Raw genomic sequence first — 19,472 nt, 5'->3', positions numbered from 1 at the left:
AAAGCAGAGAAGAATGACTCTTCTCTGCTTTCGTTGTATACGATTATAGTTTTTTGCTTATTTCTTCATTGATCATGCCGATCACTTGATCAATCGGATGTGTACCCAGGTCCCCTTGACCGCGTTTGCGGACAGATAGGCTTTCATTCGTTACTTCATTTTCCCCGACAACGAGCATGAACGGAATTTTCTCCAGCTGTGCCTCGCGAATCTTGTAACCCAGCTTTTCATTGCGGTTATCCGCTTCAACACGAATACCTGCAGCCAACAGACGCTCAGTTACCTTGTTTGAGAATTCCTCAAAAGCAGGCGATACTGGAATGACTTTGGCTTGTACCGGCATTAACCAAGTTGGCAAAGCACCTGCGAAATTTTCCAGCAAGAACGCTGTCATCCGTTCCATAGTCGAGATAATCCCTCTATGAATAACAACCGGACGATGCTTCTGGCCATCTTCGCCTGTGTACTCAAGCTGGAAGCGCTCTGGCAGCAAGAAATCAATTTGCGCTGTGGAAAGAGTTTCCTCTTTCTTAAGAGCTGTTTTGATTTGAACGTCAAGTTTAGGACCGTAGAAAGCAGCTTCCCCTTCGGCTTCATAGAATGGAAGGCCTAGCTCTTCTACAACTTCACGCAGCATGCGTTGGGAAGTTTCCCACATTTGATCATCTTGGAAGTACTTTTCAGTATCCTTAGGATCGCGGTAAGAAAGGCGGAAACGGTAGTCTGTAATGCCGAAATCAGCATAAACTTGACGGATCAAAGTAACTACACGTGAAAACTCTTCTTTAATTTGATCCAAACGACAGAAGATATGAGCGTCATTCAGCGTCATAGCACGAACACGGTGTAGACCGGTTAATGCGCCTGACATTTCATAACGGTGCATCGTGCCAAGCTCTGCGATACGAACCGGCAGATCACGGTAACTGCGCATGTCGCTCTTATAAACCATCATATGATGCGGACAGTTCATCGGACGAAGGACTAGCTCTTCATTGTCCATGACCATTTTCGGGAACATATCTTCGCTATAGTGGTCCCAGTGACCGGAAGTTTTGTATAGGTCCACGTTGGCAAGAACCGGTGTATATACGTGCTGGTAGCCTAAACGCTCTTCCAAGTCCACGATGTAGCGTTCCATTGTACGTCGCAATTTAGCACCGTTTGGCAGCCAAAGCGGTAAACCTTGACCAACCTCGCGGGAGAACGCGAACATTTTCAGCTCTTTACCCAGCTTGCGGTGGTCACGTTTTTTTGCTTCTTCAAGCAAATGCAAGTGCTCATCCAGCTGTGCTTTTTTAGGGAACGCAGTTCCGTAAATACGCTGCAGCATTTTGTTTTTCGCGTCTCCGCGCCAGTATGCGCCCGCTACGCTTAACAGTTTGAAAGCTTTGATCTTGCCAGTGGATGGCAAATGCGGTCCGCGGCACAGGTCGAAGAATTCACCTTGATCATAAATCGTAAGCACGGAATCTTCCGGCAAATCACGGATTAACTCAAGTTTGTACGGATCTTCCAGCTCAGTGAAGATGCGAATCGCTTCCTCACGGGAAACCACGCGGCGAGTAATCGCCAGGTTTTCGTTAGAGATGCGTTCCATTTCCTTCTCAATTTTCACCAAATCCTCTGGATTCAGCGGCGTTTCCAAATCGATGTCGTAATAGAATCCGTCTTCAATGACAGGTCCGATTCCTAATTTTACTGCCTTGTCGCCATAAATGCGTTTAATAGCTTGAGCCATTAAATGAGCCGTACTGTGACGATACATTTCCAATCCCGCTTCATTGTCGAGTGTTAAAATCTCAACGTCAGCATCATTTTCCAAAGCAAACGACAAATCAACCGATTTTCCGTTCACTTTACCGCCTACCGCATTTTTCTTTAACCCGGAAGAAATGGACTCCGCCACTTGCTCAATGGTCGTTCCAACTGCGTACTCTCTCACTGCGCCATCTGGTAATTTCACTTGTACAACCATCTTCGTTCCTCCTGTATATGTGATTGAACGCAAAAAAGCACACTGCATCCCATAAGGGACGAGTGCGCTCAGCTCGTGGTTCCACCCTAGTTCGATTCGCTGCATCTCTTATCAAGTATGGCGAATCCTCATCAGCATTCGGTAACGGGAATGATTCCGGTGTTGTATACTAACAGTCTGCAGATCAGGCCGAATTCCACAACACGGCTACAAAGGGGTAAACAATCCGTTTCACTGAAGGAGATTGCAGCCTGGTCTCCTCTCTCTGTGCAGTTCTTGCAGAAAGTTCTTGTCTTTGATTAACGCCTTCGCTCACTATTATAATTGGCTCTTCGTTCAAGGTCAAGGGGATAGTTGGTCTTGTTTTTTCGCTTCCCCTAAATAAATGTCACATGTTCGGCAGTAGGAGCACACCGTTGTTCGATCCTCAAAGATCTGTCTAATCGTTTTGATGATCGTTATGTCAGCGTCTCTCGTGTGAATATAGATGTTTGCAGGAGATACCGTTATCAACGTGCTCACGATCATATCTTCGAAATTAATGTCCTTTTCCAACATTTCCATTTTAAAAGAAGCATCAAATTCATTGGCATCAATGAGTTCCATACGATCATTCAAAATAACGAATTCATGCCCGCCTTTGTGAATGAGATGAACAACCGGAATTTTGGCTTCTTGGATATACACAAAATATTGCAAAAGAGAAATAAATTCCTGGTATTGACGATCCATCATAAATTCGTCTATCGCATATTCCGCGATTTCCCGGAGCTCGTCCGTGTAATCTTGCAAACGGAAATGCAGGAAGCCGTCCAAACTGATTGTTGAAGTTTCTTCTAAAGCCAATATGAGCTGGTCGACTAAGACTTGTCTGCGCCGCTGAATGCCGAAACTGTTGGTAAGAACAGGGGAATCCTCATTCCCTGTGTCTGTATAAACCGTCGGTTTACAGTACCCTTCGATAGCTTCCAAATCTTCCTTGGCCTCATATTTAAACTCTTTAATAAGCAATTGACGCAAAATACTTGATTCCTTGTCCGCAATGATGTGATTTGCCAATACACCAGCCAGACTCGGCAACACTTGGCGTCTCACCGCTGAAGTTTCCTCGTCAGTCAGCTTCGATTCCAGTCGGATATATGCATGTGTTTCTGACCATTCGTATGCAATAGTCCATCCACTTTCAACCATATGTAAAAGTTGCAGCTCACGTTCGATTTGAGCGCTTAGCGAACGCACATAGGACTCATCAACCTTCATGATTACGATAGTAAACAGCTCCATACCCTCACTCCTTCCATCAATACATCCTCCTCTTAAGAGTATATGGTCGATAGGTAGGAGATATACAACGAACAAATTGCCATTTCCTTTCAGTATTCTTTATCAAATCTTTAAGTAAAGTTATTCCATTCGCGCAAATTTTCATGCTATGATAATCATCGTAGTGCTTTAGTCTCATATTGGAGTGAATATCCATGCAAATAGACACATACCAACTGCACAGACACGCTTGGAACCGCAAGCTGCTGAACACCTACTGGTTCCTTGTCCTGCTTCAATTACCTTTCGAATTACTCTACTCTTTCACTACAAAAAGAGATGCTTCCTTCACATCAGGGCATCTTATTGTCTCCGTCCTCACCATGATCTTCATCCTGCTTATGCTGGAAACAACCAATAAATTTTATAAAAATCAGCTGGATTACCAAATCATAAGCGGCGGTGCGATCTTATCCTTCACCATTATTTTCTTCAATTATGAAATTAATCTCGTTATCCTTTATCTTTTGCTTCCGATTTTCGTTTCTATTTTTTACCTGCAATTTTCCAAGATCATATACTCCATAGCCTTATCTCTCGTCTCCTTCTCCATTCTTTTTATTGTCAAATTGCGCTTACTCGCAGATTACACCTTCATAGATCTGCTGACGATATTGCCGGTGCTAACTATTATTTCAATCATTACATTCGGCATTATTAAGCGCGGCGTTGAAATCCTCAATAATTTGCAAATAACAACGGAGCTGAAACAGGAATTATTGATCAAAAACATAATCATGGACAAGCTCTCCAAAACGGATGCATTAACCGATTTGTACAATCATATTACCTTCCATGAATACTTGGATGAGCTTATCGTGCAAAACGCTTTAGGTCACTTCTGCATTCATATCGCTGTGCTCGACATCGACAATTTCAAGAAAGTCAATGATACCTACGGACACAGGGCCGGTGACGCCGTCTTGAAAAATGTCAGCAGCACCTTGAAACATCATGTGGGCCTCAATGATTTTGTTGCACGTTATGGCGGCGAAGAGTTCGCTATCATTTTCACAGAGAAGAACACCGATGTAGTGTTTGACCTGCTCGAACGCATTCGTTGGCAAATTTCTCAAATGAAACAGGAAGAGCTGAACGGCCAACCTGTCACCATCTCTATCGGGCTCAGCGAGTATCAGCCTGGAACTTCCAAAGAGCTGCTTTTCGCCGGCGCCGATCAATCCTTATACACAGCCAAGAAAACGGGTAAAAATAGAACGATCATTCACACTGCTCCCTTGAAGGAAGTGCAATAAGTAACGCAGAAAAGCCTCCAACCACGATACAAGTGGAAGGAGGCTTCTTTATTTATTAATTCTGCATGACAAAATCTTTATCAATTTTCACATTTTCGTCGTCGAACACACGCAGAATTTGATATTTCGTGTTCCGCTGCGCAGGAATTTTGCCTGCTTGACGGATAATGTCCAGTGTTGATGTAACGTTGACTTTGTGCGTCGTGCCTGCTGCTGAAACCACGTTCTCCTCAATCATTGTAGAGCCGAAGTCATTGCAACCGTAGCTCAAAGTCTGTTTACCCACTTCAGGTCCCATTGTAACCCAAGAAGATTGGAAGTTCGGTACATTGTCGAGCATAATCCGGCTAATCGCCAATGTTTTCAAGTATTCTTCAGGCGCTACTTTCTCCGCCTTCATATTTGTATTATCCGGTTGGAACGTCCACGGAATGAACGCAAGGAAACCAGGAGTATTAAGCTTCTGCATCAATACGTCGTCCTGTGCATCACGGATACGCAGCATGTGAAGCGCGCGCTCTTCCATCGACTCCCCAAAACCGATTACCATGGTACCCGTTGTGTGCATACCAATTCTGTGAGCGGTTTGCATGACGTCCATCCAGTCGCGCCATGAACCTTTAAGCCTGCTGATTTTGCGTCTAGTACGGTCATCCAAAATCTCGGCGCCACCGCCAGGCAAGGAATCCAGTCCGGCTTCATGCAGTTGGCGAACAACCTCTTCTAAGGATAAGCCGTCTGAAACGTCTTTCATTTTCATAATTTCCGCTGGTGAGAAAGAGTGCATCGTAATGTCAAAACGCTTTTTAATCTCACGCAGAATGTTCGTGTAATAGCTGAATGGCAAGTTCGGGTTGGTACCGCCTTGCATCAGAATCTCCGTACCGTTTACGTCCAGTGTCTCTTGAATCTTCTGGAAAATCGTCTCGTCCGGCAATACATATCCTTCAGCTGAACCAGGAGCACGATAAAACGCACAGAATCTGCAGTATACATCACAAATGTTTGTATAGTTGATGTTCCGGCCAATAACGAATGTAGTAATCGGGTCCGGATGCCATTTCTTCATAATTTGATTCGCGGTATCGCCAATTTTTTCTATTTGATCGGATTCGAACAGTGTAATGCATTCTTCTACATCAATTCGGCCGCCTGATTGTGCTTTATTTAAAATACGATCGATCGGTTTCACAGCTCTTCACTCCTTTAATTTCTGATGGCTCGTATCCATTTATCGTACCATACTCATGCCAAAAAAGCAGCAAATTGCTGCTTTTCATAAGTAGGAACCTTTTTCAAATATGACTATTCTGGGAATTCCGAAACGTTTAACCGCGAAGCGCTTGCTCCAGATCTTCAATGATGTCTTCGATATCTTCCAGACCAACCGAATACCGGACAAGGCCGTCCGTAATGCCTCGCTGCAGGCGAACTTCCTTCGGCATCGCGGCATGAGACATCATAGCCGGATAAGACAAAATGCTTTCTACAGCGCCTAGAGAAACGGCTACCAACGGAATGCGCACTTTACTCAGCATCTTTTTAGCCTTTTCACCGGAGCCAACATCGAAGGAAACAACGGCCCCATAACCAAGGGACTGCTTTTCATGAATCTCTCTACGTGGATGGTTCGGAAGACCCGGGTAATAAACGACCTCAACGTCAGGCTGTTCTGAAAGCCATTGTGCCAATCGTTGTGCGCTTTTCTCCGACACTTCCATGCGGGCTTTCAAAGTTTTCATTCCGCGGATGAGCAGCCATGAATCTTGAATGCCAAGAACATTGCCTAACCCGTTCTGGATCTGCTTCATTCTGCGGCCCAAGCTGTCATTCGCAACTACGGCAAGTCCAGCCAGGACATCACTGTGTCCGCCCAAGAATTTGGTTGCGCTGTGAAGCACGATATCAATTCCTAGTTCGATCGGACGTTGATGGTAAGGCGTCATGAATGTATTATCCAGCATCGTCAGCAAATCGTGCTCTTTGGCAAAAGCAGCTACTTCCGCGATGTCGGTAATTTTAAGCGTCGGATTGGAAGGCGTCTCCAGAAACACTGCTTTTGTGTTAGAACGCAGCGCTGCACGAACTTGGGCGATATCCGTCATATCAACAAAGGTGGATTCGACCCCCATCCGATTCATGATCGTAGTAAGCAAGCGGTATGTACCACCGTACACGTCTTCCGTCACAATCACATGATCCCCTTGTGAAAGAAGCATGAAGGCCGACGAAATCGCGGCCATGCCGGAAGCAAAGGCGAAGCCGCGGGTTCCGCCTTCGAGTAGGGCAATGTAGTCTTCCAGAGCTTGACGGGTTGGGTTCCCGGAACGCGTATAATCATACTCCGGAGAAACTTCCAAGTCAGCTTGATGGAAAGTTGACGCTTGATATAAAGGCACGCTGGAAGCACCAGTTACTTCATCAATCTCAGCGCCAAAATGTATGAGTTTGGTAGCGAATTTGCCGTGCGGCTTGCGTTTATCGTTCGGTGAATGGCTCATTACAGGGATTCTCCTTCTAATTCTGCTTGTGCTTGGCTAAGCGCATTCGCTAAATCAGCGATAAGATCATCCTGATGCTCGATGCCGACAGAGAAGCGCAGAAGGCGATCATCCACGCCGATTTGCTGGCGAATTTCAAGCGGAATATCCGCATGTGTTTGTACAGCCGGATATGTCATCAGCGATTCGACGCCGCCCAAGCTCTCGGCGAAGGCGATAAGCTGAATGTGACGCAGAATCGGCTCAACCAGTCTGGCGTCTTTCACTTTAAAGGAGAAAATCCCTGTATTTCCGCTCGATTGTTTGTTTTGAATGGCATGGCCTGGATGAGACTCCAGTGCCGGGTAGTAAACATCACTGATGAGCGGGTGCTCCAGCAGGAAGTTCGCGATGGCTGTTGCATTTTGTTCATGACGCTCCATACGAAGCGCCAGCGTCTTCATACCTCTCATCAAAAGCCAGCTGTCTTGCGGCCCAAGCACGGCTCCAATCGAATTGTGAAGGAAGGCCATCTGCTCCGAAAGCTCCTTGCCCTTGGTCACAATCAGTCCGGCAAGAACGTCGTTATGTCCACCCAAATACTTAGTCGCGCTGTGAACGACAATGTCTGCGCCCAGCTCTAATGGGCGCTGTAAATAAGGAGTTAAAAGCGTGTTGTCGACGATGGACACAATGCCTTTCTTACGGGCCCATGTACATACAAGCTCGATATCTGTAATCATCATGAGTGGATTCGTCGGCGTCTCAATGATCAGCCCTTTGGTATTCGAACGGTAGGCAGATTCCAAGCCGTCCAAATCGTTGGTATCTACGTACGTAGCCGTTACACCGAAGCGAGACATGATCTTCTCGAGCAGACGGTACGTACCACCATATAAATCCAAGGAAACGATCAAGTGATCGCCTTGGCTAAAATAGGCAAAAACCGTTTGCAGGGCTGCCATGCCGGATGAACAAGCGAAACCCGCATCTCCGGATTCCAATTGCGCGATCGCATCCTCAAGCACTTTACGAGTTGGGCTTTTGGTACGCGCGTAGTCAAAACCGGTGCTTTGACCGAGCTTCGGGTGACGGAAAGCAGTAGCTTGATAAACAGGGAAGCTGACAGCTCCGGTTACAGGTTCTTCGATGGAGCCAATTTGGGCGAGACGACTTTCGATTTTCAACAAAGGGAGTTCCTCCTCATGATTTGGGTTCGAATTACAGTGACGCACTTGCCAGGCTTTCATTGATATTAGCGGTAAGCTCAAAAGGCGTTTCTTGGTACACATAATAGTTCAACCAATTGGAGAACAGCAGATTCGCATGGGCTCTCCAAGTGTTATAAGGCTGTCGGCTAGGATCATTGTTGGGGTAATAATTTTTGGGGATATCAATTGGAAGTCCCTTGCTCACATCCCGATCGTACTCCCATTTCAATGAATTCGCATCATACTCGGAATGGCCCGTTACGAAGATATGCTTGCCATCACGTGTTGCCGCGATATAGACACCGGATTCCTCTGATTCGGATAAAATCTCCAGGTCCGGACATCGCTCAATGTCGTCACGACGAACGTCCGTGTGGCGGGATTGCGGCACGTGGAAAATTTCATCAAAACCGCGAAGCAGCTTCGTATTCGGCACCTCTACCGTGTGCGGGAATACACCGAATATTTTGTTGTCCAGCGCAAATTTACGAACCCCGAAGTGATGATACAAGCCCGCTTGTGCTGCCCAGCAAATATGCAAGGTAGAAGTGACGTTTTCTTTGCTCCAATTCAGGATTTGCGTCAACTCCTCCCAGTAATTCACATCTTCAAACTCCATCTGTTCGACTGGGGCGCCTGTAATAATCATGCCGTCCAGCTTTTCTTCTTTAATATCGTCAAAAGTTTTATAGAACATCTCCAGGTGTTCAACGGAAGTGTTCTTGGAAGTATGAGTTTTTGGATGCAGAAGAACGAATTCCACCTGCAGCGGCGTATTCCCGATCAAGCGCAGCAATTGTGTCTCGGTCGTTTCCTTGGTAGGCATCAAATTTAACAAAGCAATGCGAAGTGGACGTATGTCCTGGTGATACGCGACAGATTCATCCATGGTGAAGATGTTCTCTTGGTTTAAAATTTCTTTGGCAGGCAGGTTGTCAGGAATCTTGATCGGCATCCTGTTCACTCCTCTTCATGGTTTATTTTGGGTGTATGGAAAAGCAAAAATGGCCTTCTCTGGAATCAGAGAAAGGCCATGGAATGTCACTGTCAATGTCCTTCTCTTATCTCCCAGATTCGCTTTCTACAAGCGGTTCCGCAAGAATTAGCACCGTGCATCCCTTTGCTTGCAAAGGTTTGTCGGTTGCCGGGTGTCATAGGGCTAGTCCCTCCACCTACTCTTGATAAGAAAATGAAACGTATGCGATTAAAATCATCATACTATAAAATAAAGTAAAGTCAAGACATTAACCGATCCTGACAACCTGCAAAACAAAGAAATTGCTTCAGGCTGTCCATCTATGGTAATATTGATACGAAATGTATCGTGATTTGGTGTTTAAATAACGCGAAACAGGGTTAAATAAATATCAAACTGATTACATTATCTAACTATTAAAGGGGGTCCATTATGTCCGCACCATCTTCGGATAACTTCTCTGCTTTCGCTTCATTAAATCGATATTTCGCTTTAATTGAAACATCGAAGCCAACCAGGCAACAAGCTGAGGATGCCGCTGCCTTATTATGTCGAGTCTATGGAGCAGAGAGTGAAGAAGATCTGCTACTCCGAGGCTATCCTGAACTGATTGACATTTATCAAGAAATGAAAGGCAAGATCTTGAAAGCCGCCATGTAATTCATGGCGGTTTTTTTTGACACCGAACAAGCCCTGAATCCATAGAGTATCTAAAGCACATTCTTACTTGTGGCGCCAAACTTTTTGGCTTGAAACAGGGTATATGAAGGGTTATACTAGACAAGTATTATTCGACACGGACGCAAAAGGGGGGCATACGTTTGGACGGGGAACCGAGGAGTAGCACCTGCAAGTTTTGTAAATTTTATAGTGTAGGAATGCAGTCGGTTATTCCATCATTCGTAGTCTCGCGCACATGATGAACGTAACCGGCTGATTCCATGCAAAGGGGTGGATCAGATGAAAACACGGTGGGTTCAGAATGGCATTTTCACATTGGTCGAAGACGTGTCTGTCGCACTAACACCTCCAGAACAAGGCTTTTATTGGATTGATGCAGGGATCGAGGATTTAGAACTTCTTCAGCCTTTATTCCATCTACATGATTTGGCCGTGGAGGACTGCTTGAGCGAAGAGGAACAGCGTCCTAAGATTGAATTTTATGATTCGCATTATTTTATCGTTATAAATAGCATTCGTTTTGATGATGAGGAAATTTTCCTTCGCGGACTTAATCTATTTCTTAGCAAACATGTCATTATTACCGTTACTAGGCAAAAAATTAATGAACTTCGCGCTTTAAAGCCGTTTCTCTGGGAAGAGGAGGTCAACAGCGCCGACCGTTTCCTATACCATCTAGTCGATCTTGTCGTCGATAATTACGTTGCGGTTGGTGACCGTATCGAGGCCAAGATTGAAAAGCTGGAAGAAGATATTTTGGTAGCTACCAAAAAATCGCATTTGAATGAAATCATCGGACTTCGTTCGGAAATTCTCTGGCTCAAAAAAGTGCTTGTTCCACAACGTGATGTGATCGGTACGCTCGGCAAGAAGGATCTCAGGCTGATTGACCACCAGCTCCAGAAATATTTTGGCGACATTTATGAGAATGCCGTCAAAATTGTGGATACATTCGATACGCTCCGCGATCTGATGGGGAACTTACGAGAAGCATATCAATCCAGCCTGGCGAACCGCGCGAATGATATCATGCGTGTTTTTACCGCGCTGACAACTATTTTCATGCCGTTGACGTTCATTACAGGAGTGTTCGGAATGAACTTTGATAACATTCTAGGGCTACATGTCGCTCACGGCGATGAGTTCGTCTTAGCGTTTATGGGTGTGCTAGGCATTGCCATGTATATTTTATTCCGTAAAAAAGAATGGCTATAATAGAAGGAAGGGCTTCTTGAAGCAGCAGATCGCTGTTCAAGAGGCCTTTTTTTAGGCGATGGCTACACCTGTTTGATTTTCACAAACTTTCGTTTGCCTACCTGAACAATATCGCCATCCTGCGGCTGGAATAACTCATGGATATTCAATATCTTCGTTTCATTGATTTTCACCGCGCCTTGCTCAATACTGCGTCTTGCCTCTGCGTTGGAAGCCTGCAGCCCCGTAGCTACAAGCAGCTTAATAATGGAGATCTGGCCAGCATCGAGCAGTTCCTCGCTGATCTGTATTTCTTCAATTTCTTCCGGCAGCGCCCGCTTCTGAAAGACCGTGATAAAATGCTGCTCAGCCTCTTGAGCTGCTTCCGCGCCATGATACATACGCACATATTCCTTTGCCAACTTCATCTTGGCATCCCTTGGATGGATGGAACCCGCTTCCAGTCCCTCTTTCAACTCCTGAAGCTCTTCGCTTGAGATCGCAGTCGTTAGCTCATAATATTTCAGCATAAGCGAATCCGGAATCGACATCGTTTTGCCGAAAATTTCATTCGCGGCCTCATCGATACCGATGTAATTTTTCAAGCTTTTGCTCATCTTCTGCGTGCCATCCAGCCCTTCGAGCAGCGGCATCAGAATAGCCACTTGGCCGTCTTGCATCTCATAGGCGCCTTGCAGCGTGCGTCCCATCAGAATATTAAATGTCTGATCTGTACCCCCAAGCTCAATGTCGGTCTCCAGTGAAACGGAATCGTAGCCTTGCATTAATGGGTAGAAAAATTCATGCACATGAATCGGTTGATTGGCCGCATATCTTTTGGCGAAATCGTCCCGCTCCAGCATCCTCGCCACCGTTACTTTGCCCGCCAGCTTCAGCACATCATCAAATTTCAGTTCACCCAGCCAACTAGAATTGTAGTAAAAGGTTGTTTTCGTAAAATCCAAAATTTTGGACAGCTGCGTCTGGTACGTTTGGGCATTATGCTGAACATCCTCTTCTGTCAGCTGTTTGCGCGTTTCCGACTTGCCTGTTGGATCGCCAATACGACCTGTGAAATCTCCAATGATCAGCTGAACTTCATGGCCCAGCTCTTGAAATTGGCGAAGCTTTTGCAAGACAACCGTGTGCCCAATATGAATATCAGGCGCAGATGGATCCAAGCCCAATTTCACTTTCAACGGTTTTCCCGTCACAATTGCCCGGGTAATTTTCTGTTTCAGCGCATCTTCCGGTATGATTTCAGCCGCACCACGTTTAATGATTTGCAGCTGGCGCTCGACTTCCTGCCTTTGTGCATCGGTTAATTCGATCCCCGTCATCTTGCAATCCCTCCTCATCGATATGAAAAAAAACAAAAAGACAACCAAATCGTCCACAAAGGGACGAGACGGTTGTCTCGCGGTACCACCCTAATTAAAGTGAAGGATCTGCGACTCTCATTCGCAGCCTTCTCTTTCACTTAGTCATTGTAACGGCATCGAATGCCGGGTATAAGCTACTGATGCTCTTAAACGGAGCATGTTCCCTCAACCAACTCGGAACGGTAATTCGGAGCCATGCTTGCATCGGTTTGCACCTTCCACCGACTCTCTGCAGCAGCGGCATTACTCCTACTAAGGGCATAACCCCAGTTCGTCATCGCTTTGATTGCTATTAAGATTATTGACCATTTAATCATATCTGCCTAAGCTCTGTCAATACTAGCTTGCAGCTTGCGCGCTCATGCTTTCCTTGTCCTTGCGAAAACGCAATCGCAGCAATCGAAGCCATTCATATGCGCGGTCGAGCTCTTTGCCTTTCAGCTCTTCCGTACCTCCCATACGCTGAAGAACCGGCTTCAGATAACGGTCGCCTTCGGATTCAAAAGCGTTCCATGCCTTGATCTGTTCCTCCTCCGGGACCGAAGCTAGTTCCGCTTCCACCAGCAGATCCATATCATAGCCTTCGCGGTCCAGTTCCTCTACCCACAGGAGAAGCTCTCTGCGCGGCATCGTCAAATCGGTTTGAAGATCAGCCAAGCTGCCTCCGCGAGCCGTAATCTCGAGCAGCTTGCGTTTGCTAACCTCACGGTCCAGCTCCATACGCAGCTTCTGCTCCTTCTGAGCGAGGAGCCATGACTCGAACTTGACGATATCGACGTTCTTGGCAACCCAATCCAGCGGAAAACCATTCAAACGCGTATACTCCGCAGTAATTTTTAAAATATCCCCTGCATACATATTGGTCTTCTGCTCACCAAAGCCGGGGATTTGCTGAAGTTCTTCCTTGCTTTGGGGTAAGAAAACAGATATCAAGCGCAGCACTCGATTCGTGGCGAGAATATACGGCGCTTTGCCTTCACGCGAGGCTTGTTCGCGTCTCCATGCACGAAGCTGCTCGTACACTTCCTCGCTTGGGTTTTCTTCGCAATAATAAGTCAGCATCTGCGTCATTCTCGCTTTGCCAGACAGCACTTGAGCGGATTCCAGCTCCGAGCTCACAATAGGACGGAAGCCGCTGCGAAACTTCTCGCGCAAACCATGACGGAAGGTGCTTAGCATCTCATCCCAACTCATCCCTTGGTACCACTGATCTTGCTGCAGCTTGCCCGCGCTGTCGGGCTCGTTCCAGAACACATTCCACACGCCTTGCTCTTCAGCAATCGATACCTGCGCAGATAATACGCGATGATCCCCCGTTTCTTTCTCCAAAGTGTTCAAAAAAACAATGTTCATACTTACCTCCTCCAAACGTCTACAAAAATAGGTTAAGAAAAACGAAAAAGCACCTCTTCAGCTAGGCTGAAAAGGTGCTTCCCTTTTTCCAATATCCAAATCATACCATGTTTGTAAGATGGGCGCAACCTATGTTTTGTTGACAAGCCTATTTCGGTTATAATGAAAGACATACCAGAATGAAAAGAGGGCCCTTATGTCTGATTATGACTTTTTATACGACCATCAAGAAGAGACGACAACGCGTTTTGTATGCTTCGTCGGCAATGCGCTGCACCGTTTTGACCTTGCGATCATGACAACAACCCGTTATTACGGCAAAAAACTTGTGATTGATTTACAATCAGGACGCAGTGCGGTAATTGGTCCGGATGACTTGGCCGAAGAGGGATACCTCGAGTACGCTTTCAAGCTCAATGAAGAGCAAGCACTGGAACTGAATGGATTTTTATCGCAAATTATCGGTTCCATTCATTTCACGGATATTTAACGGATCAGCGGGGGACACTGGAAAAAGCATGCGCAACCCAGATGAGGAGGCATTTTCCATGAGTGTTGAAGAGTCCGCGAAAGATAAGTATACCGAAACAAAAGGGTTCATACCCGAGCAGCGAGATGTATACGCTGATTTGGAGACGGTCGAATCTCAGCGAAACGACCTGATTCCCGAGGAGTTTCCCGAAGGCCCTTATGGCACAAGCCTAAACACGGAATCGCTGGGAAAAAGCACGCCTTGGCGTAAAGATCAGCGCCCGCCGAACCGGTTTTCCTATGAAAATCATGAGCTGCATGAAGGTCTCAAACGGGATTATCCTGGCGCAGACGATAACCGGAATGAACCTTCGAATCAAGAATAAGAAAGAGGCAATCTTCAAGCAGATTACAACGCTTGAGGATTGCCTCTTTTTTTATTATTTACCGAGCAGCTCCAAATGTCTGCCAATATGATGACGCAAACCTTCAGCGAATACGTCTTCCTGCTCCGTCATCGTCCGGAAGAACTCTTCAGCAAATTGCTTGCTGCCATCAGCATTTTTGGCTTGCAGCAGCAGGCCGTATGTGATGTGCAGCAATTGGCGCGCATTGTTTTCTTCCATGTAGTTCGGCAGATCGGCATCCGCGACATCAGCAAGAGGAACAATCGCATTGATGTCCGTCGTCACGTGATAATACGCTGTCGCTTCTGTGAAATGATCCAAAGCAAATTGATGCATGCGGCGATACAGGGAAGGGTTCACTTTTGCTACAACACGTACCGCTTCGAGCCAATTTGTACCTGCTGTTTTGATATGGAACAAACCTTTCGTGTACTGTCCGATTAGTGGGAACACGCTAAATTTGTCGCTACCGGAGTGAATGCTCAGCTTGTATTCAAAATGCACGGCAATCGCCGCATGGCTCGCCAGCTCACGCTCAAATTGCGCGATATCGCCAATGTAGTCGATCCCTTTTTGGAATTCTCCGCAGAAGCGCGGCGCCATGCTGAAAATGGTAACTCCACGGTCACGAAGCTCGTTCGCTACCAAGTAGTGGGCTTCAGGCGATGTCGGTGTAGCCGTCTCATCAATCGAAATTTCAAAATCAACCGCACGATCCAGCGTTGCGATATATTTGCGGTAAATTGCTTCCATGAAATTAATGGCTGCGTCGTAGATCAGCACATCTTTTTGGAGCGCTTCGCGCGTGTATTTAAGTGCTGCACCTGGTACATTAGCAGGCGTCTCCAAGTAACGTTTCTCATAGTGCTCACGCAAGCCGGCTGGCAAAGCTGCATACTTAACTGCGACTTCATCTGCGGACAACGTTTCAATCGTGTTATCGATGTTCTCGGAGCAATCAAGCGTCAGCATCGTAAAACCAAGACGCAACGCATACTCGATGTCTTCCTCTTTTTTCAAATGGTCGCCGTCTGCGCCATAGCCATCTTTGTAGCCTTCTTGGAAAACCGCATAAGCCGCCGCGTCCAAAACATCCTCATACGTTCTGCCTGTAAGCGCAAGCTCACGAATACTTTGCTGCGCCAACACGGGACGGATATCTTTGCCGCGAATCGTTTGAATATGTCCAGGGCTTGCAATACCAAGGCGATCACCCAGACCCATCGTAGCTACTTGCGTGCCAAATGCTTGCGGGGCTGTATAAGGCAAGAATTGATTCAGTGTCAAACGATTCTCATGCGTTAGTGGAGCAACTTTCGCGCCATCCACAACTTCTCCGTTTAGCTGATTGTACAAATCACTTTCACCAACTGCAACCAGTCTCTTTCCAGCCTCCGTGCGTACCATTACAAGTGAAGTATTTCCAATTTGTGTAAAAGATGAATCATATACTTTAACGCCTGGCGCTGATAACGTTGATGTATTTCCTGATTTGATTGCGTCTATAAGCTCTTTCATTCTGTGTGTTCCTCCCTTATTTTGCAAACGTTTGCTATTTTCTTATAGCTTAATCATATCGCAAGTTAGGAGCGTTTTCTCTTCATCTATTCCTATTTTCAAGGAAAACTATTCATATTTTTCACTTCGCTTATGTTATACTTTCATTACAACAACTTGAACAAAAGGAGTACTGAGATGCCCAGCACCGTCACCTTCGGCAATGAGGATGAAGGCCCATTTTATATTCAACATATTCATCGTAATGGATCGTTCGAGAGAACACAGCACATGCATGATATGTATGAGCTGTATTATTTGTACGAAGGTGAGCGCATGTATTTCATTCGGGACCGCTCGTATCTCATCCTTCCGGGAGACCTGGTGCTCATTAATCGGCGTGAGCTTCACGCTACTTCGGATTCCGATAAGCTTGGGCATGCGCGTGTCGTGATAAATTTCAGCGATCACTTCCTGGAAAGCATGAAATCAGATGCTCCTTTCCTGCTCGATGCCTTCACGCATGCTGCGCCTGTGCTTAGGCTCGATCTCCCGACCCGTCGATTTGTCGAAGACATTCTCGGCAAAATGATTCATGAAGCGAAAGAACCTCAGCTCGGGCAAACCTTCGCTTTGCGTCATTTTCTGATCGAGCTGCTGCTGTTCACGACACGTTTCATTCGCCAGCATCCGGTCACATCACCTGAGCATGTCTCTCCATTACATCGAAAAATATCAACGATCGTGCGTTACATCAACACCCATTTTGCCGAAATTTTGCGATTGGAAGAGCTTGCGGAAAGATTTGAAATCAGCCCGGCGTATTTAAGCCGTATGTTCAAGGAAATCACCGGATTTTCACTGGTCGAATATATCAATCTTGTTCGTGTCCAGGAAGCGCAAAGATTGCTGACGGAGAGCAAAATGAAAGTCATCATGATTGCTGAGCAGGTCGGCTTCGGCTCCTTGGTCCAGTTCGGCCGTGTTTTTCGGCAGATTACCAAAACGACGCCACTTCGCTATCGGCAATCGGCCATGCAATTCTGAGGGAAGTAGCTCATTTCTCGCCAAAACGATAAGAAGCAGCGTCAGGGCTGCACGTTGAACAGCTTGCTCGCTTTTGCTAGCACGCGCAAAAAGGAGGATGCCGATTCCTATTCGGCACCCTCCCTTTTATATTAACCGATTAACTTGATTAATCCTTTGTACGCAATCTCCTCGAACTTCGCGATCACTTTCTCCCGCTCCATCGCCCAACCACAGTCCTCAAGCGCACAGGCAACAGGCGCATCCAGACGAATCGTCGCCAAGTCACGCGATAAATGCAGCATCTCCAGCTCCGCTTCGATTTTTGCGCGCACCCCTTTTGGCAGTGACGCCAAATTTTCCAAAATGCCTCCAATATCCTGATACTCGTTCAGCAGCTTGGTCGCTGTTTTCTCGCCGATCCCTTTGACACCTGGGTAGTTATCAGCCGTGTCGCCGGTTAAGCCTTTCAGATCAATAATCTGCGCAGGCGTCAGACTTTTCTCTTCCATCAGCGTTTCCAGCGTATAAACCATGTAGTTGGAGTGCCCTTTTTTCATAATAATGACTTCCGTGCTCTCATTCACAAGCTGGAGCATATCATGATCTCCGGTCAAAATTTGAACTTTCGTCAGCGGGCTGTATGTACGGGCCAGTGTTCCGATGCAATCGTCAGCTTCATAACCGACAACACCAATGTTCGGAATGTTAAAGCTAGCTGTAACCTCTTTCACTAAATCGAACTGCGGAATTAACTCCTCCGGGGCAGGTCCGCGATTCGCTTTGTATGCTTCAAATTTCTCCGTGCGGAATGTTTTACTCCCCATATCCCAGCAGCATACCACGTGGGAAGGCTTAAAGGTTTGAATCGCATCAAGTAAATATTTCAGAAAACCGTATACCCCGTTAATTGGCACACCGGTTTCTGTTCGCATAATATAACCGCTCGATGAAGTCGCGTAATAACCGCGAAATAATAACGCCATCCCGTCAACAAGCAGCACGGAACCAGATGAATTCTCTGACAACATAATCGCTCCTATCCAAATAAATATATGTTCAGTATAGCACGGCAGCGCTCTTCCCGGCACAAAAAACCACCATCAGTAAAAGTTACCAATGGCGGTTCAAGCACTATGTTCCCTCATTTATTTCAAAACGTACTCAGCTAGTACGCTCTGAAGTTCGTATATGTTTAAGCTTTTGTTAAACTTTTTTTCAATCGGCGTATGGGTGCTGCTGATCCATATCTTCATTTCAGCATCGAGATCAAAAGTACCTGCTGTCTCAATACTGAAATGGGTAATGCTTTTATAAGGAATCGAGTGAAGCTCCATTTTCTTGCCCGACAACCCTTGTTTATCTACTAATATTAGCCTTTTGTTGGTAAAAATAAAAAGATCACGGATCAATTTATATGCTTTTTCAATCGTTTCTGAACCTGCCAACACATGAGCAAATTCCTTATTCACATCCGCCAGATTAAGCTCCGATGCGTTCCCCATTAAACCATCAAATAATCCCATTGCTTCTCCTCCTTGAATAGCTGTCTATCTAATTGCAGGCACACAAAAGCCGCCATCAGTAAGTGAATACGAATGGCGGGTTATGTCATCTCTATGCCATTTTATCGGCTGGTATGCCACTTAATTTCTTGTATGAACTGCGTGACGGACTCGTGTAACCTTGTTGAGATTTCATCCTCAAGAATTGCTTGTCCTTGTTCGCCCCAAGTCACCTGTTTATCAAGCACATACACACCTTGCAAAATATTTTGTGCACCCAATGCGGACAGCACCGGTTTAAGCGCGTAGTCGATAGCGAGCAAGTGAGAAAGTGTGCCGCCTACTGCTAAAGGGAGCACAATTTTACGCTCGAGCCCCTTTTGTGGGAGCAGGTCAAGGAAGGCTTTTAACACACCGGTATAGGAGGCTTTGTAAACAGGCGTAGCTACGAAAACGGCATCTGCTGCAGCAACAAGCGCATTCGCGCTCACAATGGCTTCGCTGTCAAACTTGGCGTACAGCAAGTCTTCTGCAGGGATATCGCGCACTTTGATCCAGTCTACGGTAAGACCCGCTTGCACCAATTCATTCTTCGCTACTTCAATAACCCCGTGTAATCGGGATGTGGGGGTTGGACTTCCTGAGATAATGACTACCTTCGCCATTTCGTTCACACTCCATTATGGTTTTTTGATAAAAAAGAGACCCCGCTTCCATTGTTCAATGTAAGGT

Annotated in this window: 18 protein-coding genes, 1 riboswitch and 1 other annotated feature; of the genes, 6 read left to right on the top strand and 12 right to left on the bottom strand. The window is 46.1% G+C overall.

Annotation, left to right across the window (positions count from 1 at the left end; genetic code table 11):
• Positions 1-43: 43 nt before the first annotated feature.
• Positions 44-1,978: a threonine--tRNA ligase gene (gene thrS / locus ACKTT9_RS07530; RefSeq protein ID WP_157319527.1), complete on the bottom strand. Its 1,935-nt coding sequence runs from the start codon at positions 1,976-1,978 to the stop codon at positions 44-46.
• A 342-nt stretch (positions 1,979-2,320) separates the two neighbouring features.
• On the bottom strand, positions 2,321-3,262 hold the full coding sequence (gene ytxC / locus ACKTT9_RS07525; RefSeq protein WP_407871060.1) for a sporulation protein YtxC: 942 nt from the start codon (positions 3,260-3,262) through the stop codon (positions 2,321-2,323).
• 194 nt (positions 3,263-3,456) lie between these two features.
• Here ytxC and ACKTT9_RS07520 point away from each other — a divergent pair, with 194 nt between their 5' ends.
• Positions 3,457-4,557 (top strand): diguanylate cyclase, encoded by a 1,101-nt coding sequence (locus ACKTT9_RS07520; RefSeq protein WP_407871059.1) that lies wholly within the window; start codon positions 3,457-3,459, stop codon positions 4,555-4,557.
• A 55-nt stretch (positions 4,558-4,612) separates the two neighbouring features.
• Here ACKTT9_RS07520 and mqnC read toward each other — a convergent pair whose 3' ends face one another.
• From mqnC to metA, 4 genes are all read right to left on the bottom strand, one after another.
• Positions 4,613-5,749 (bottom strand): cyclic dehypoxanthinyl futalosine synthase, encoded by a 1,137-nt coding sequence (mqnC, locus tag ACKTT9_RS07515; protein ID WP_407871058.1) that lies wholly within the window; start codon positions 5,747-5,749, stop codon positions 4,613-4,615.
• Positions 5,750-5,885: 136 nt separating this feature from the next.
• Entirely contained in the window at positions 5,886-7,058 is a 1,173-nt protein-coding gene (locus tag ACKTT9_RS07510; protein WP_157319530.1) for a PLP-dependent aspartate aminotransferase family protein, read from the bottom strand.
• Complete coding sequence (locus tag ACKTT9_RS07505; protein WP_276562821.1) at positions 7,058-8,224, bottom strand: aminotransferase class I/II-fold pyridoxal phosphate-dependent enzyme; 1,167 nt, start codon at positions 8,222-8,224, stop codon at positions 7,058-7,060. Before ACKTT9_RS07505 ends, ACKTT9_RS07510 begins: the two co-directional genes overlap by 1 nt.
• 34 nt (positions 8,225-8,258) lie before the next feature.
• Positions 8,259-9,203: a homoserine O-succinyltransferase gene (gene metA / locus ACKTT9_RS07500; RefSeq protein WP_157319532.1), complete on the bottom strand. Its 945-nt coding sequence runs from the start codon at positions 9,201-9,203 to the stop codon at positions 8,259-8,261.
• 103 nt (positions 9,204-9,306) lie between these two features.
• Positions 9,307-9,436, bottom strand: a riboswitch (SAM riboswitch).
• 220 nt (positions 9,437-9,656) lie between these two features.
• Here metA and ACKTT9_RS07495 point away from each other — a divergent pair.
• Both ACKTT9_RS07495 and corA read left to right on the top strand, forming a co-directional pair.
• The gene (locus ACKTT9_RS07495) at positions 9,657-9,884 is read left to right on the top strand and encodes a hypothetical protein (RefSeq protein ID WP_407871057.1); all 228 of its coding nucleotides are present in this window, start codon (positions 9,657-9,659) and stop codon (positions 9,882-9,884) included.
• A 300-nt stretch (positions 9,885-10,184) separates the two neighbouring features.
• Positions 10,185-11,120, top strand: coding sequence for a magnesium/cobalt transporter CorA (gene corA / locus ACKTT9_RS07490; protein WP_127457774.1), 936 nt, complete (start codon positions 10,185-10,187; stop codon positions 11,118-11,120).
• Between the two features lie 62 nt (positions 11,121-11,182).
• Here corA and tyrS read toward each other — a convergent pair whose 3' ends face one another.
• Positions 11,183-12,439, bottom strand: a complete 1,257-nt coding sequence (gene tyrS / locus ACKTT9_RS07485) for a tyrosine--tRNA ligase (RefSeq protein ID WP_407871056.1) — start codon at positions 12,437-12,439, stop codon at positions 11,183-11,185.
• Positions 12,440-12,495: 56 nt separating this feature from the next.
• Positions 12,496-12,768, bottom strand: a binding site (T-box leader).
• Positions 12,769-12,820: 52 nt separating this feature from the next.
• Complete coding sequence (locus ACKTT9_RS07480) at positions 12,821-13,834, bottom strand: HRDC domain-containing protein (protein ID WP_407871055.1); 1,014 nt, start codon at positions 13,832-13,834, stop codon at positions 12,821-12,823.
• A 196-nt stretch (positions 13,835-14,030) separates the two neighbouring features.
• Here ACKTT9_RS07480 and ACKTT9_RS07475 point away from each other — a divergent pair, with 196 nt between their 5' ends.
• On the top strand, positions 14,031-14,324 hold the full coding sequence (locus ACKTT9_RS07475) for a DUF3055 domain-containing protein (RefSeq protein WP_127457771.1): 294 nt from the start codon (positions 14,031-14,033) through the stop codon (positions 14,322-14,324).
• A gap of 58 nt (positions 14,325-14,382) precedes the next feature.
• Positions 14,383-14,691 carry a hypothetical protein gene (locus tag ACKTT9_RS07470; RefSeq protein WP_407871054.1) on the top strand — a complete coding sequence of 103 codons (309 nt, stop codon included), beginning with the start codon at positions 14,383-14,385 and terminating at the stop codon, positions 14,689-14,691.
• Positions 14,692-14,745: 54 nt separating this feature from the next.
• On the opposite strand, the gene ACKTT9_RS07465 is transcribed toward ACKTT9_RS07470, so the two are convergent.
• Positions 14,746-16,230: a tagaturonate epimerase family protein gene (locus tag ACKTT9_RS07465; protein ID WP_407871053.1), complete on the bottom strand. Its 1,485-nt coding sequence runs from the start codon at positions 16,228-16,230 to the stop codon at positions 14,746-14,748.
• Between the two features lie 177 nt (positions 16,231-16,407).
• Between ACKTT9_RS07465 and ACKTT9_RS07460 the strand changes: the two genes are divergently transcribed.
• On the top strand, positions 16,408-17,256 hold the full coding sequence (locus ACKTT9_RS07460) for a helix-turn-helix domain-containing protein (protein WP_407871052.1): 849 nt from the start codon (positions 16,408-16,410) through the stop codon (positions 17,254-17,256).
• Positions 17,257-17,387: 131 nt separating this feature from the next.
• On the opposite strand, the gene ACKTT9_RS07455 is transcribed toward ACKTT9_RS07460, so the two are convergent.
• The 3 genes from ACKTT9_RS07455 to ssuE all read right to left on the bottom strand — a co-directional run bounded on the left by ACKTT9_RS07455 (position 17,388) and on the right by ssuE (position 19,405).
• Positions 17,388-18,266, bottom strand: a complete 879-nt coding sequence (locus ACKTT9_RS07455) for a 5'-3' exonuclease H3TH domain-containing protein (protein ID WP_157319537.1) — start codon at positions 18,264-18,266, stop codon at positions 17,388-17,390.
• Positions 18,267-18,383: 117 nt separating this feature from the next.
• Positions 18,384-18,761, bottom strand: coding sequence for a PH domain-containing protein (locus tag ACKTT9_RS07450; protein WP_407871051.1), 378 nt, complete (start codon positions 18,759-18,761; stop codon positions 18,384-18,386).
• Between the two features lie 101 nt (positions 18,762-18,862).
• Entirely contained in the window at positions 18,863-19,405 is a 543-nt protein-coding gene (gene ssuE, locus ACKTT9_RS07445; RefSeq protein WP_407871050.1) for an NADPH-dependent FMN reductase, read from the bottom strand.
• Positions 19,406-19,472: the final 67 nt, after the last annotated feature.

It is taken from the genome of Paenibacillus sp. P36, assembly GCF_045866505.1.
GTDB classification, from domain to species: Bacteria; Bacillota; Bacilli; order Paenibacillales; family NBRC-103111; genus Paenibacillus_E; species Paenibacillus_E chondroitinus.
The sequence above is the reverse complement of the archived record's forward strand: the minus strand, read 5'-3'. Positions and strand labels throughout refer to the sequence as shown.

Excerpts from the sequence above, each read along its gene's own strand:
- ACKTT9_RS07455 (WP_157319537.1), bottom strand. The coding sequence starts at position 18,266 with ATGTTGTCAGAGAATTCATCTGGTTCCGTGCTGCTTGTTGACGGGATG.
- ACKTT9_RS07475 (WP_127457771.1), top strand. The coding sequence starts at position 14,031 with ATGTCTGATTATGACTTTTTATACGACCATCAAGAAGAGACGACAACG.
- metA (WP_157319532.1), bottom strand. The coding sequence starts at position 9,203 with ATGCCGATCAAGATTCCTGACAACCTGCCTGCCAAAGAAATTTTAAAC.
- ACKTT9_RS07480 (WP_407871055.1), bottom strand. The coding sequence starts at position 13,834 with ATGAACATTGTTTTTTTGAACACTTTGGAGAAAGAAACGGGGGATCAT.
- ACKTT9_RS07495 (WP_407871057.1), top strand. The coding sequence starts at position 9,657 with ATGTCCGCACCATCTTCGGATAACTTCTCTGCTTTCGCTTCATTAAAT.
- ACKTT9_RS07470 (WP_407871054.1), top strand. The coding sequence starts at position 14,383 with ATGAGTGTTGAAGAGTCCGCGAAAGATAAGTATACCGAAACAAAAGGG.
- ytxC (WP_407871060.1), bottom strand. The coding sequence starts at position 3,262 with ATGGAGCTGTTTACTATCGTAATCATGAAGGTTGATGAGTCCTATGTG.
- ACKTT9_RS07460 (WP_407871052.1), top strand. The coding sequence starts at position 16,408 with ATGCCCAGCACCGTCACCTTCGGCAATGAGGATGAAGGCCCATTTTAT.
- ACKTT9_RS07450 (WP_407871051.1), bottom strand. The coding sequence starts at position 18,761 with ATGGGATTATTTGATGGTTTAATGGGGAACGCATCGGAGCTTAATCTG.
- thrS (WP_157319527.1), bottom strand. The coding sequence starts at position 1,978 with ATGGTTGTACAAGTGAAATTACCAGATGGCGCAGTGAGAGAGTACGCA.
- tyrS (WP_407871056.1), bottom strand. The coding sequence starts at position 12,439 with ATGACGGGGATCGAATTAACCGATGCACAAAGGCAGGAAGTCGAGCGC.
- ssuE (WP_407871050.1), bottom strand. The coding sequence starts at position 19,405 with ATGGCGAAGGTAGTCATTATCTCAGGAAGTCCAACCCCCACATCCCGA.
- ACKTT9_RS07465 (WP_407871053.1), bottom strand. The coding sequence starts at position 16,230 with ATGAAAGAGCTTATAGACGCAATCAAATCAGGAAATACATCAACGTTA.
- ACKTT9_RS07510 (WP_157319530.1), bottom strand. The coding sequence starts at position 7,058 with ATGAGCCATTCACCGAACGATAAACGCAAGCCGCACGGCAAATTCGCT.
- ACKTT9_RS07520 (WP_407871059.1), top strand. The coding sequence starts at position 3,457 with ATGCAAATAGACACATACCAACTGCACAGACACGCTTGGAACCGCAAG.
- corA (WP_127457774.1), top strand. The coding sequence starts at position 10,185 with ATGAAAACACGGTGGGTTCAGAATGGCATTTTCACATTGGTCGAAGAC.